The sequence below is a fragment of the Candidatus Methylomirabilota bacterium genome, assembly GCA_035709005.1.
Lineage (GTDB): Bacteria > Methylomirabilota > Methylomirabilia > Rokubacteriales > CSP1-6 > 40CM-4-69-5.
Genome location: DASTFB010000107.1, coordinates 19,720 through 32,895, shown reverse-complemented (window position 1 = coordinate 32,895; position 13,176 = coordinate 19,720). Strand labels below are relative to the sequence as shown.

At 66.7% G+C, this 13,176-nt stretch carries 9 protein-coding genes and 1 pseudogene; 6 read left to right on the top strand and 4 right to left on the bottom strand.

Annotated elements, in window-relative coordinates:
* Nucleotides 1-321: 321 nt before the first annotated feature.
* The 3 genes and pseudogenes from VFR64_19930 to VFR64_19920 all read right to left on the bottom strand — a co-directional run bounded on the left by VFR64_19930 (nucleotide 322) and on the right by VFR64_19920 (nucleotide 3,783).
* A pseudogene (locus VFR64_19930) lies at nucleotides 322-498 on the bottom strand (prepilin-type N-terminal cleavage/methylation domain-containing protein).
* 227 nt (nucleotides 499-725) lie between these two features.
* Nucleotides 726-2,147: a sigma-54 dependent transcriptional regulator gene (locus VFR64_19925; GenBank protein HET9492005.1), complete on the bottom strand. Its 1,422-nt coding sequence runs from the start codon at nucleotides 2,145-2,147 to the stop codon at nucleotides 726-728.
* Nucleotides 2,140-3,783, bottom strand: a complete 1,644-nt coding sequence (locus VFR64_19920) for an ATP-binding protein (protein ID HET9492004.1) — start codon at nucleotides 3,781-3,783, stop codon at nucleotides 2,140-2,142. The genes VFR64_19925 and VFR64_19920 overlap by 8 nt, the downstream gene beginning before the upstream one ends.
* A gap of 147 nt (nucleotides 3,784-3,930) precedes the next feature.
* Between VFR64_19920 and VFR64_19915 the strand changes: the two genes are divergently transcribed.
* The 6 genes from VFR64_19915 to VFR64_19890 are packed head-to-tail and all read left to right on the top strand — an operon-like array spanning nucleotide 3,931 to nucleotide 10,742.
* Nucleotides 3,931-5,436 carry a flippase gene (locus VFR64_19915; GenBank protein HET9492003.1) on the top strand — a complete coding sequence of 502 codons (1,506 nt, stop codon included), beginning with the start codon at nucleotides 3,931-3,933 and terminating at the stop codon, nucleotides 5,434-5,436.
* The gene (locus VFR64_19910; protein HET9492002.1) at nucleotides 5,433-6,176 is read left to right on the top strand and encodes a class I SAM-dependent methyltransferase; all 744 of its coding nucleotides are present in this window, start codon (nucleotides 5,433-5,435) and stop codon (nucleotides 6,174-6,176) included. The genes VFR64_19915 and VFR64_19910 overlap by 4 nt, the downstream gene beginning before the upstream one ends.
* Nucleotides 6,173-7,423 carry a glycosyltransferase family 4 protein gene (locus VFR64_19905; protein ID HET9492001.1) on the top strand — a complete coding sequence of 417 codons (1,251 nt, stop codon included), beginning with the start codon at nucleotides 6,173-6,175 and terminating at the stop codon, nucleotides 7,421-7,423. Before VFR64_19910 ends, VFR64_19905 begins: the two co-directional genes overlap by 4 nt.
* Nucleotides 7,424-7,460: 37 nt before the next feature.
* Nucleotides 7,461-9,302 (top strand): glycosyltransferase, encoded by a 1,842-nt coding sequence (locus VFR64_19900; protein ID HET9492000.1) that lies wholly within the window; start codon nucleotides 7,461-7,463, stop codon nucleotides 9,300-9,302.
* Between the two features lies 1 nt (nucleotide 9,303).
* Nucleotides 9,304-9,669, top strand: a complete 366-nt coding sequence (locus tag VFR64_19895; protein HET9491999.1) for a DUF2304 domain-containing protein — start codon at nucleotides 9,304-9,306, stop codon at nucleotides 9,667-9,669.
* A gap of 11 nt (nucleotides 9,670-9,680) precedes the next feature.
* Nucleotides 9,681-10,742: a glycosyltransferase family 2 protein gene (locus tag VFR64_19890; protein ID HET9491998.1), complete on the top strand. Its 1,062-nt coding sequence runs from the start codon at nucleotides 9,681-9,683 to the stop codon at nucleotides 10,740-10,742.
* A 31-nt stretch (nucleotides 10,743-10,773) separates the two neighbouring features.
* Here the strand turns inward: VFR64_19890 and VFR64_19885 are convergent, their stop codons facing one another.
* On the bottom strand, nucleotides 10,774-13,173 hold the full coding sequence (locus tag VFR64_19885; protein HET9491997.1) for a tetratricopeptide repeat protein: 2,400 nt from the start codon (nucleotides 13,171-13,173) through the stop codon (nucleotides 10,774-10,776).
* Between the last annotated feature and the right edge of the window lie 3 nt (nucleotides 13,174-13,176).

Here is a 13,176-nt window from a genome sequence, read left to right as displayed (position 1 = left end):
CAGAACTTAGGGGTACTGGATGTTGCCGCTCGGCAGATCGCCCGGGCTCGCGCCGACGAGCGTGAACGTCCCGGCGCTGGCTCCCCGCGTGTACGTGTACGTCCAGCCCACAGGAGCCGTCATCGAGCCCTGGTAGAAGGGGCCGGCCGGGGTGCCGTTGCTATCGCTCAGGATGCCGCCAAGCACCGAGAGGTCGCCGGCGTTGTTGACGCCGCCGACACAGTTCGCGCCCGCCGGGGAGAACGAGACCGAGGTCGGCGGGCCAGCGACGGGGAAGCCGCCAGACGGCACATCGCCGCAGTGGGCGGCTACCGCCGTGAGCGCGGAATACAGTCCGCGCAGGTCGGACTGCGCCTTGGCCACGCGGGCGCGGGCCTGCATGTTGGCGTACATCGGAATCGCGATGGCCGCCAGGATGCCGATGATCGCGATGACGATCATCAGCTCGATCAGGGTGAAGCCTCGTGTGTTTCCGATTCGTCTCTGCCAGAACCGCATCATAGCTTTGCCCCTCCCTGGGTGACGGGGTTACCGCACTATTGCGGCCCACCCGCTTGTTTGCCCTTGCGGTAGGCGAGGTGCACAGCCGATGCCAGAGCATTCAATCGATGGAGCCCAAGCAATCCGCTACGTTAGGCACCATCCCACGTCTCAGGCCGGGGTCCGACTGACGCGCGAAGCTGGCAGAGGTGACGAAACGTGTCAGACGAACGATGGCAGACGGCTCAGTCCTGGACTGTCGACCGGGCACTGTCGCGCGGCTCTGTCAGATGGTCAGTCTGCAGGCCATGTTTGCGGACCTTGTAGCGGAGCTGACGGAAGCTAAGCCCGAGCAGGGCTGCGGCCCGTGTCTGGTTGCCCCCCGTGCGGTGCAGTGCCTGCTGGATGTACTGGCGTTCCAAACGATCGAGCATGCCCTCGAGATTGAGCCCGTCGTCAGGCACGTCCAGGGGGATCTCGGGCCCCTCGGCTGGATGCAAAAGGTTGGGCGGGAACGATTCCGGCGTGATCTGCCCACCATTCCCGAGGACGATGGCCCGCTCGATGATGTTCTCCAGCTCCCGAACGTTGCCAGGCCAGTGATACGCCTCCAGGAGAGCGAGACCCTCCGGCGAGATGCCGTGTACAGGCTTGGCGGTGGCAGCGCCGATCTTATCGATGAAGTGCGCGACCAGCAGCGGAATGTCCTCCTTCCGCTCGCGAAGTGCCGGCAGGTGGATGGGAATCACGTTCAGCCGGTAGAACAGATCCTCGCGGAGCAGGCCCTCGGCGACGGCCCGCGAGAGGTCCCGGTTGGACGCCGCAATGAGGCGTACGTCGACCCTGATGTCGCGGGTGTCGCCGACACGGCGGACCTCTCGTTCCTGGATCGCGCGGAGCAGCTTCACCTGAACGGAATGCGGGACCTCGGTCACCTCGTCGAGGAAGAGCGTGCCCCCGTCGGCCGCCGAGAAGAGGCCGGGCGAGTTGGCAACGGCGCCAGTGAACGCCCCCTTGACGTGCCCGAACAGCTCGGACTCCATGAGCCCTTCCGGGATGGCCCCACAGTTCACCGAGACGAAGGCTGCGTTGCGGCGACCGCTCTCGTGATGGACGGCCAGGGCCGCCAGTTCCTTGCCGGTTCCGCTCTCGCCGGTAATCATCACCGTGGACGTAGAATCCGCGGTCTTGCGAATCGTGCCGAAGACCTCGAGCATGGCGCGGCTTCGCCCGATAAAGTTGTCGAAGCCCTGGTGCTTGCGGAGCTGCCGCTTGAGGGCAACGTTCTCGTCCTGGAGCCGCTTGCGCTCCAGGGCCTTATCCACGGTCAGCCGAATCTCCTCGAGCTTGAATGGCTTGGTGATGTAGTCATAAGCGCCGAGCTTCATCGCCTCCACGGCGGTGTCGGTGGAGGCGAAGGCCGTGACGACGAGGACGACCGTCTCTGGCGACAGTTCCTTGGCGGCCTTGAGCACGGCCAGCCCGTCGAGCTTACGCATCCGGAGGTCGGTGATCACGAGGTCGAAGTCGCCGGCCTTCAGTGCGGCGAGCGCGGCCTCACCGCCGTCGGCTACCGCGACATCGTAGCTGTGTTGCCGCAGGGTGATGGCGAGCAGATCCCGCATGCTCCGCTCGTCGTCGACGACGAGGACTCGAGGCTCAGGCATGCGTCGGCTCCGGGATCGCGGGATGCCGAGCCGGTAAGGTCATCACGAACGTGGTCCTCAGCCCGGGGGCGCTCTGGACCTGGATATCGCCGCCGTGCTCGTGAACGATGCGGTGCACGAGCGCCAGCCCAAGCCCGCTCCCACCGGGCTTGGTCGAGAAGAAGGGCTCGAACACGTTGCTGAGGTCGGCCGGCGCTATCCCCTCGCCGGTGTCGCTGACGGTGATCCTCAAGGTGCGATCGTCGGCGCTGGCGCTCACGTTCAGCTCACCGCCGGCGGGCATGGCTTGGACGGCATTGAGGCACAGATTCCAGAGCGCTTGCCGCAGACGATGTTGGTCGATATCCCACGGCAGCATGGGAGGGAAGCTCCGAACGATCTTGAGTCCGGGCGGCAACTCGCGGTGCTCGAGAAGGAGGAGCACATCGTCCAGGACGCTGGCAACGTCTACCACGGCCCTCGACAGCGGCGTCGGCCGCGCATAGTCAAGAAAGGCCTTGATCATGTCGTCGAGTCGCTCCGACTCGCGCAACACGATCTGGGTCAGCCGTTCCCGCTCTTCTCGGCTGCCGCCCGTGGCTAGGGCCTCGATGGCGCCGGTCAGCGAGGCCAGTGGATTGCGGATCTCGTGCGCGATGTTCGCGGCCAGGCGACCGAGGGCGGCCAGACGATCGGCCCGACGCATGTGGGCTTCCATCTCCCGGATCCGCGAGAGGTCCTCGCATGCCGCGATGACCCCGATGCGGGTTCCGTCGCTCGAGAGCAGGGGCGAGGTAGTGACCCGGATGGGCGTTCGCGTGCCGTCCGGACGGTTGAGCTCGAGCTCGTGCCGGGTTGACGCCGGCGCGCCGAGAGTCGTCAACGCCCGTGGGGACAGCCCCCCGAAGAGCTCTGCCCACCGTCGCCCGACGGCGACCGTGGCGGGGACGCCGCTGATGGCCTCGGCGGCCCGGTTGAAGGCGGTGATCCGCTCGTCTCGATCAAGCGCGATCAGTCCGGTGCCTACGGATTGGAAGATGAGGTCCTTAAAGGCCTGAAGGTCCTTCAGGTCTCGGCCGCGAGTCTCCAGTTCGTGCTGGGCGGCCAGGATCCGCTCGGCGAGGCTACCCGCAGTGATGCCGACGACGAGTAGCGTCCCAGCGTTGACGAAGATGGTCAGGATCTCGAGCGCCATCCCTTCCCCAATCGGCTCCCAGAAGTGGGTGACGGGGACGACGGTGCGCACGAAAACGAGCGCCGTGTACATGCCGCTGGACAGGACCGCGATCATGAGGCCGCCGGGGCGGGACAGCACCATGCCGGCGGCGGTCACCAGTAGCACGTAGAGAAACGCGAGGATCGACTTGGCGCCGCCGGTGGTCGCGACCACGCCGGTGACGAGGACGATGTCGAGCAGGCAGACCCACCACGCTGTCCGTTGCGGCCTCACCGTCGAGTGGAGCAGCAATACCGCCGCCGAGGACGCTACCACCGTAAAAAAGGCCGCCAGCAACAAGCCGGCGTTCGTCCTGGGCAGGAGGTCGGACGGAATGAAGGGCGCGGTGATGCCGAGGAGCACAGCCACGACCAGTCGGCCCCATGCGAAGACACGGAGCATGCGGTCGAGGTCGAGACGCTCGTGAGGGGATCCGATCAATGCGCCGCGCCTTTTTCCCAGGGTCCTGTTTCGGCGCGATACTTGTCAAGAATTTTCGCGGCTCGCGGCCATCATGCGATTCTGAGATGGTCGGCGATGAACCGCGATGATCGGATACCGCCTAGCAGTGCGAGACCCCGTCCAGCCGTGGAGTTCGGGGGCAAACTGCTCGTCCGGAACACCGGCCTCAACGTTCTGAGTCAGGCGACGCCGTTCGTGGCCGCGTTGCTCGCCATCCCGCTCCTCGTTCCCGCCCTGGGTGTGGAGCGCTTCGGCGTGCTCTCCCTGGTCTGGGTCCTGCTGGCCAACGTCGCGATCTTCGACGTCGGCCTCGGCCGGGCCACGACCAGGACGGTGGCCGAGGCGCTCGGCGGCGGGAACCAGGAGGACATTCCCCGGCTCGTGTGGACGGCGGCTGCCGTGCAGTTGCTTGTAGGAGCGACGAGCGGCCTGCTCGGCGCGGGCCTCGCGCCGGTGGTCGTCGGTCGCGTTCTGAGCGTCTCGCCGGATCTCGCCGGCGACGCCCAGGTCGCCTTCGTGCTCGTCGCGCTGACCATTCCAGTGATCGCAGTGTCCACTTCGTTCGCCGGGGCGCTGGAAGCGGCCCAGCGCTTCGATCTGGTGATGGCGGTGCGGCTGCCCACGGGCGTGCTCACGTTCCTGATGCCGTTGATCGGGGTGCTCTTGGGGTTCGGGCTGCCCGGCATCGTCGGGCTACTCCTGCTGGCGCGGGCTGGGGCGCTGCTGGCCTGGCTCGTGTTGAGCATGCGGATCTTTCCCGACTTGAAGCGACTGCAACGGCCCCGGCGGGCGCTCATGGCGCGGCTCTGGTCCTTTGGGGGATGGATCGCCATGTGCCAGATCGCGGCTCCCTGCCTGCGTTACGTGGATCGCTATGTTATCGGGGCGCTGCTGTCCATGTCGGCGCTCGCCTATTACGCCGCCCCCTTTGATCTGATCGAGCGGGTGTGGATGCTGCCGACGAGCTTGGTCCTGACCCTCTTTCCCGCCTTCACCGCATTGAGCGGCAGGCCCGATCTGGCCCGCGCTCGTCAGCTTTTCGTGCGCAGCGTGAGCTATCTGGTCCTGGCCATGAGCCCGATCGCCCTGGTGCTCACGGTTTATGCCGGGCCACTGCTCGGCCTGTGGCTGGGTGAGGATTTCGCGAGGCACGGGACCTTGCCGCTGCAGCTGTTCGCCCTGACCTCGATGTTCGCGGCGATCGCGCCAGTTTCGGGAAGCGTCATCGAAGGCTATGGTCGTCCTCGCGTCATCGCGACGCTGTACCTGTGCGCCCTTCCCCTCAATGCCGCCTTGACCTGGGCGCTGGTGAACGCGATTGGCCTTCCCGGCGCCGCCTTGTCGTTCGGGATCCGGGCCCTCGCGGAGACCGCCGTGCTGTCGGTGGTTGCCAGCCGGATCGTCCATCTTCGCTTCACGTTGGCAGTGCGCGACCTAGGCCGACCGCTGGCGATCATCGTTTCGCTGGGGGCGGCGGGGGTGATGCTGGACGGCCTCGCCGAAGACCATCTATTGCGGGCGGTGGCGGTATGCGCCATGGTCGTCGGCGCGGCGACGGCGTCGTGGCACTGGGTGCTGACTCGCGACGACCGGAACAGCGTGCTGGCGGTCTTCGGAGGACGCATGCCATGAACTATCAGGAGCGACTCGTCCAGCGGTACTGGTCCACGCACTACCATCGAGTGATGCCGCAGAGCGCGGCCGCCTGGGAGTGGGCGATCAGGAGGATCGACGTGAACTTTGGCCCTTACTTCTCAGCCCTGCCAAAGGAAGCCCCGATCCTGGATCTGCCGTGCGGCGTCGGGTACCTCGAGCACTATCTGTTGCGGCGGGGGTTCCGCAATCTCCACGCGGTGGATGTATCCGAGGAGCAGCTGGTCATCGCCCGGGGCAAGCTCGCGGAGCACGGACTCGACGCCGCTGCGAAGGTCGTCTTCGAGCTCGCCGATGTTTTCGAGTATGTGCGGCGGGGAGGGGCGTTCGCGGCCATCGCCGTGATCGACCTCCTGGACCATTTGTCGAAGGATCGAGTGCTCGAGCTGCTTGATCGGTGCCACGCCGCGCTGGATCGTGAGGGGCTCATCGTGATCCGCGTGACCAACGCCGACAATCCGACGTGGGGTCGGGTCTTTTACAGGGACTTCACGCACGAGACTCCATTTGCGCCGGACGGCCTGCGGCAGTGCTTGGCTCTGACCGGATTCGCACCGGTGATGCTGGACTACGAGCGCGTCCCCCGCCTGGACGCGTGGGTCATCGGCCAGACGAGGGCAGCCGTCCGCGGGGTGGGGTTGTGGGTGCTCGGCAAGTTCCTCGGCGTGTGCCCGGCGGCGTTCAGCCACGACCTGGTCGCGGTTGCGCGAAAGATATGAGACTCGCGGTCTTTCACAACCTGCCGGCGGGTGGCGCGAAACGGGCCCTCTACGGCCTGGTCAAGCAGCTCCACCGCGCGGGGTGTGCGATCGATGTGCTCATCCCGGTGGGAGCGGACGAAGCGTATTTGAGCTTGCGGGACTTGGCCAGGCGCGTCGAGGTCTTTCCGGTTGGCGCGACATGGTCCGGGGTTGTCACCTCTGCGCTCCGCTATCTGCCGCCGATCGCGCCGCTGTCCGTGTCGCTGGCGGATCTGGAACGTACCCAGCGGCGGATCGCGGCGGTGATCGATGAGGGCGACTATGAGGCGGTGTTCGTGGAGCAAGACCGCTACACGATGTCGCCCTTCATCCTCAAGTACCTGGTCACGCCGCACGTCTACTACTGTCAGCAGCCCTGCCGGCAACAGGAGCGCGTGAACGAGACCGTCCGCCGGGAGGGCAACGTGCACCGCGCGCCGTTGTTGCGGATCGACTTGGCCCGCCGCTACGCCGAGGCCCGGCTGGTCCAGATCGACCGCGGCAATGCTTCGGCAGCCCGGTCGATCCTTGCGAACTCCTACTTCTCACGAGAGGCGATCCTTCGGGTCTACGGTATGAACGCGTCGGTCTGCTACCTCGGCGTGGACCACGAGCTCTTCGCGCACCAGGACGAGGACGAGGACGATTATGTGATGTCGGTGGGCTACATGGGGCCGATGAAGGGCCACGACTTCATCGTGCGAGCCCTCGCCCGCATCGAGGAGCGACGCCGGCCTCGACTCGTGCTGGTGGCGAATGGGATAGATCACGACTGGCAGCGCTACATCGAGACGCTGGCGGCCCGCCAGGGCGTCGTGCTGGACATCCGAGTTCTCGTCTCGGATCCCCAGCTGGTTCAGCTGTACAACCGCGCCCGGGTGTTCGTCTACGGTGCGTATCTGGAGCCCTTTGGCCTGGCGCCCCTGGAAGCCATGGCCTGCGGGACGCCGGTGGTGGCCGTGAAGGAGGGTGGCCTGCGGGAAAGCATCGTCGACGGCGACACCGGCATCCTCGTCGAGCGGGACGAAGGGCTGTTCGCCGCCGCGGTGTCCGAGCTGCTGGCGGATGACGGCAAGCGGCGGAAGATCGGCCGCGCCGCGGCCGCGGCCGTCAGCGAGCGCTGGACCATGGAGCAGGCCGGCCTCCGACTCCTCGCTCACCTCCAACGTGCTGCGAAAGCCGACGCGACGACAGCGGGGGGCCCTCGTGGCGCAGGCCGCGAGTAGTCGCTCGGCGCCGCCCGGCGCCACCTCCGGACCGACGGTGGCCGTCGTCGTAGTCAACTGGAAGGGCTGGGCCGATACCATCGAGTGTCTGGAGAGCCTGCTCCGGAGCAATTGGCCGTCCTTCCGCGTCATCGTGTGCGACAACGGCTCAGCGGACCGATCGTTCGAGCACCTCCAGGCGTGGGCGGCCGGGCTTCTCGATGTGGTCGTGGCGCCCGGGAATCCGTTGCGCGGCCTCTTGGCGCCTCCGGTGGCCAAGCCCGTTGCCCACACCAGCTATGATCGGACGGCTGCTGAAGCAGGGGGCGGCCCCCAGGATCGCGATACCCGCCTGGTTTTCATCCAAACGGGCAGCAATCTTGGCTTTGCCGGCGGGGTCAACGTCGGCCTGCGCTACGTCCTGGCCCGGGACGAGTTCGCGTACGCCTGGGTGCTCAACAACGATACGGTCGTCCGTCCGGACACCCTCGGTCATCTCGTCCGGCGGATGGAAGAGCGACCGGACGCCGGCATGTGCGGCTCGACACTCTTGTCATATGACCCGCCGCACCTCGTCCAGGCCCTGGCCGGTGCCCGCTACAACAAGTGGCTAGGGGGCACGTGGCACATCGGTGCACGCCGGCCTGCAAGCGCGGCGGTTGCGGAGGAAGCGCGGGTCGAGCGGCGCCTGTCCTACATCATGGGCGCCTCCATGCTCGTCTCGCGGCGGGTGCTCGAGGACATCGGCTTGATGAGCGAGGACTACTTTCTCTTTTTCGAAGAGGTGGACTGGGCCTTTCGAATCCGCGGCCGGTATGCCCTCACCTATGCGCCGGGCAGCGTGCTGTACCACAAGGGAGGGGCGAGTACCGGGGCGAACATGGATGCCAGAAAACGAAGTCTCATGGCCGAGCGTTTGTTGATCAGGAACCGGCTGCGGATCACCCGAAAGTTCTATCCCTTTGCTCTTCCCACCGTTTATCTCGGGGTGCTCGCGAGCATGCTGTTGCGACTGGCTGAGCGCGAGTGGCGCAAGGCAGGCACGATCGCGGCCATCGCCCTCGGCCTCGGGCGGACGGCTCCGGTGACGCCGGTGAAGCCCCGCGGCGGACACCCCACTGGCGGTGCCCTGGACGATCGTCTGGACGGAGCTACCCCCGATCGGCGGCGAAGGTCGGCCGTCCTGAACCCTTTGGTCGTGATTCCCGCGTTCAACGAGGCGGCTTCCATTGCCGCGGTAGTCCGGCGCGCTGCGGCCATCGGACCCGGTCTGCCCGTGTTGGTCGTGGATGACGGTTCAACCGACGGCACGGCGGCCGTTGCGCGGACCGCGGGCGCCCGGGTTGTTCGGTTGCCGTTCAACATGGGCTACGGGGTGGCGCTGCAGACCGGCTACAAGCACGCCCTTCGGGAAGGCTACGACTGCGTCGTTCAGCTGGACGGCGATGGGCAGCACGAGCCAGCGGACGTCCCGCTGCTCCTCAGCGTCATCGACCGCGAGGAGGCGGATGTCGCCCTGGGATCCCGCTTCATCAACGCCACGGCGTACCGCCCGTCCATCGCCCGGCGGATCGGGATGCGACTGTTTTCCTTCCTGGCGTTCGCGCTGACAGGGATGCGCTTCTCCGACGTGACGTCGGGCTTTCAAGCGCTCAGCCGGGACGTCCTCCGCTTCTACACGACAGAACGCTACCCCGTCGACTATCCCGACGCCGACGTGCTGATTATGCTGAAGCGGGCTGGCTTCCGGGTGAAGGAGGTGCCGGTCCGCATGTACCCAACGCACCGACCGCTCTCGATGCACTCCGGGCTGCGGCCGATCTATTACGTCTTCAAGATGCTGCTGTCAATTGCGCTGGTCCCGCTCCGCCGTGACATGAGCGAGCCGAAGGAGATCTGATATGGATCATCTCTTGATGACGCCCCACCAGCAATTCTTCGCGATCGTCACCTCGGTGCTGGTGTTCGTCTTCATCCTGGAGCTGGTGCGCCGCAGGCGGCTTCGTGAGGAGTACTCTTGGCTCTGGCTTCTCACCGGCGGACTCATGATCGTCCTCGTGGTGTGGCAGCGCCTCCTGGTGCTCATAACGTGGGTCATCGGCGCCGTGTCGCCGATCACGACCCTCCTGCTCTTCTCGTTGCTGTTCCTTTTGGCCATCGTCATCCATTACTCGGTGATCATCTCCCGACTGACGACGGAAGTGAAGAACCTGGTCCAGGAGCTGGCGCTCCTGGCGAGTCAGCTCGATAGGCCTGGGCGCGGATAAGACGTCAGCTGGTGTCGCCCGGCGATCCCGCTGTTGCCATCGTCCTCGTCACCTACTTCGGCGCGGACAATCTCGACCGACTCTATGCCAGCGTTCAGGCCCTCCGCTATCGGTCCGAGCGTCAGTCTCTGATCGTCGTGGAGAACGGGCCGGACCGCGACGCTTGGCGATGGTTTCGCGCGCGCGCGCCCCAGGTGCGTGTCCTCGTGCCCGGGGACAACATTGGGTACGCCGGCGGAGCGGCCGCCGGCATGCGCGAAGCGCTGGCGGCCGGGGTCGACTACGTGGCCGTCATCACCCAGGACACGGTCCTCGACCCCGATTGGCTGCGGGAGCTGGTGGCGATTGCCGAGCGACACCCGCAGGCCGGGGCCGTGCAGCCAAAGATCTTGAGAACAGATCGAAACGGCCGGATGGTCATCAACACGTGGGGAAATGAGCTCCATTTCCTCGGCGTTGGCTTCTCCGGCGGGGACGGTCGTCCGGACGGGCCGCTCGAGCCCAGGCCAGTGGGGTATGCGAGCGGGGCCGGTGTGCTCTTTCGGGCGAGCGCCCTGCGGACCGTCGGCCTCTTCGACCCCGCATTTTTCATGTACCACGAGGACAGCGACCTCTCGTGGCGCATGCGCCTGGCCGGGTACGACGTGCTGCTGGCGCCGCGTGCGCGCATGCACCACGACTACGACTTCGGTCGGAACCCCGACAAGCTCTACTACATCGAGCGGAACCGACTCATCAACGTCCTCACCCACTATCGGTTGAGCACGCTGGCGCTGCTCGCGCCCGCGCTTCTGCTATTCGAGGTGCTGATGCTCGGCTATGCGTTCACTGGCGGCTGGCTGGGGCGACGTCTCGCCGTGTACCGCTTCTTCATGCGGCGGTCGACCTGGCAATACCTGAGACAGAAGCGACGCGCTGTCCAGTCCATTCGCCGGGTTCCCGATCGGGCGATCACCGTGCATTGGACGGCGCGAATCGAGTTTCCGGCCGTGGATAGCTGGCTCCTGCGCCGCGTGATGAATCCGCTGCTCCGAGGCTACTGGCTGTTGGCCCGTCCCCTGCTCCGCTGGTAGCCGGCGCTATGGCCCCCGGCCCCGGGGACCCTCAGCGTGGAGTTCCGGCGAGCTCCTCGCGGACTTTCCACGACAGGTAACTGTCGCGGTCGAGGCGGATGTACGCGTCGAGGTGGGCTCGGGCGGCGGTCGCGTCCCCGCGTTGCTGATACAGGCGTCCCAGGGCGTAGTGGGCCGGAGCGAAGCGGGGATCTGCCTCGAGGGCGGCCTGCTGCTGGACGATCGCCGCGTCGAACCGGCCCTGGGCCTGATAGATATTGCCGAGCACGTGTCGGGTCGCCGCGTTCCGGTGGTCGAGGCGAAGAGACACCTGGAGCTCGCCCACGGCGGCCTCGGCGTTCCCCGCGCGGGCGAGCCGAACGGCGTTCCGGATGTGTTCGTGCACGCGGGCGCGCAGGCGCGCCTGCTCGTACGCGGCAGCCACCTGCCGTTCTCGCTCTCGCTCTCCCAGGCGACGATAGGCGTCGATGAGCAGCGGGTAGGTCGCGGTGAAGCCGGGGTCACGGGCGCGGGCGCGTTCGAGATACTGGACCGCGTCGCGATCGTTTCCCAGCCGCGTCAACCCGAGGCCGACGTTGTAGAAGAAGACCGGATCCTCGAACACGGCTGCCGCCGCCTTGTAGTACTCGACGGCCTGAGCGAGATCGCCTTGCCCCCAGTAGGCGAGTGCCAGCCCCTGGTAGGCGTGCCAGCGGGAGCTATAATCGCGCACTCGGCGGAACGCCTGTAGGGCCGCGTCGTAGCGGCGAGCCTGGAGGTCGACGAAGCCGAGGAATGTGTAGCCCAGCGACGATCCCGTTTCGGCCACGTTTCGGCGGATCTCCTGCTCGAGCGCAGGAGACGGCGCGCCGTTGTCTAGCATCCAGCGCAGGTGCGGGACTCCGTGGGCCGGCTTCACATGGCGGTACTCGTCCCGCGCGATCACTCCAGCGAACGCGGTCGACCGGCGCAGATAGACTAGCGCGACGTCATCCCAGTAGACGAGGGCCCACTGAGGCGAGATGAATTCGGTGCTGCTCCCGGCGTCGACCCGGGGATAGGCCACGACCACTATATCGAACGCATACGCTGCCTGGAGACGGTCGAGGACCCCGGCGTTCGTCGTGGCGAAGTGAACGTCGGCGAGTACCGCCTCCGGGAGGTGCCCGCGGCCATCGACGATCGCCAGGCGACGGGGGAAGTCCCGCCAGGCGAGGTAGCCACCCCAATGGACGGTGTTGAACACGCGTCCGTGCGCGCCGACCCGGTCGAGGTACTGGAGCGCGCGTTCGGGGAGGAAGCGATCCTGGATCCCGAGGCCAGTCGTCAAGGCCGGTGCGGCAAAGGGCCCGAGGCCGGCCAGGGCCAGTCCCGTGGACGCGACGCCGAGCACGACGGCCGCTGATGCCGTGACGATGGCAACCCGACGCGCGACGCTTGCCGGAGCGCCCACGATCGCCAGGGCGTTTCGGCCGAGCACGGGCGCAGCGACGAGGCCGAGGAGGAACATGAACCGCAGCGCAGAAAGCCCGAGATAGACGAACGGTGCGACGAGGAGGAGCGGGATGACCGGCAACCGTCGAGCGAGGAAGATGAACGTGATCGCGAGCACCCCGGCTGCGACGAAGGGGCCCGGCTGCAGGCCAAGGCGGGGCGGCTGGAGCTCGGCGACGTACTGGGTCAACCACGGTGCGGCGACGATGCGGAACGGCTGGGTCAGCGCATGGGTGCCATAGGGATTCAGCGTGGAGGCGACGAGAACCCCGGCGAACACCAGCGCTACCGTCCGCAGCTGGGCCGGCGACGGGGTGCCCAGAATGGGCGTCCCGCGCCGGCGCTCGAGCACACGCAAGAGAACGCCGCCCGCCAGGATGGCCATGAACGGCACGACGGCGACGATCGTGCTCGGATGCATGTTGGCCCAGACGACCTGGGTCCCCGGAAGAAGGTAGAGGTAACGCCGGCCGTCGGTGAGATACGCGTTGAGCGCGTAGATGGTGAAGCTGAGAAAGACCATGAGAACCAGGTCCGGCCGCTCCACGATCCGATAGCGGATCATGAGGAGAAAAGGAACGAGGACGGCCGCCCGGATCGTCACCCCCAGCACCCTATCCGACGACAGTGGGGAGCCGAGCCCGGAGTCCTTCCACAGGATGAGCGCGGTCAACGATGCGAGCGCCGCCTTCAGGAGGATCAGGCCCGTGTAACCACCGAGGACATAGGCCAAATAGAGGACTACGTCGAACAGCCACTCCGGATTGTAGTAGGGCAGGGCGGCGGTCGGGAAAGTGAAGAGCTCGTGGTCGGGAAACCAGCGGCGGCCGACAATCTCCCGGCCGAGTGCGAGGTGGGTGAAGGCGTCCCAGTCCTCCACCTTGGTCACGCCGAGCGCGAATGCCGCGCCGACCAAGAGGGCGCCGGCCAGCCCCGGCGTGATCCGGACGCTCGCCAATTG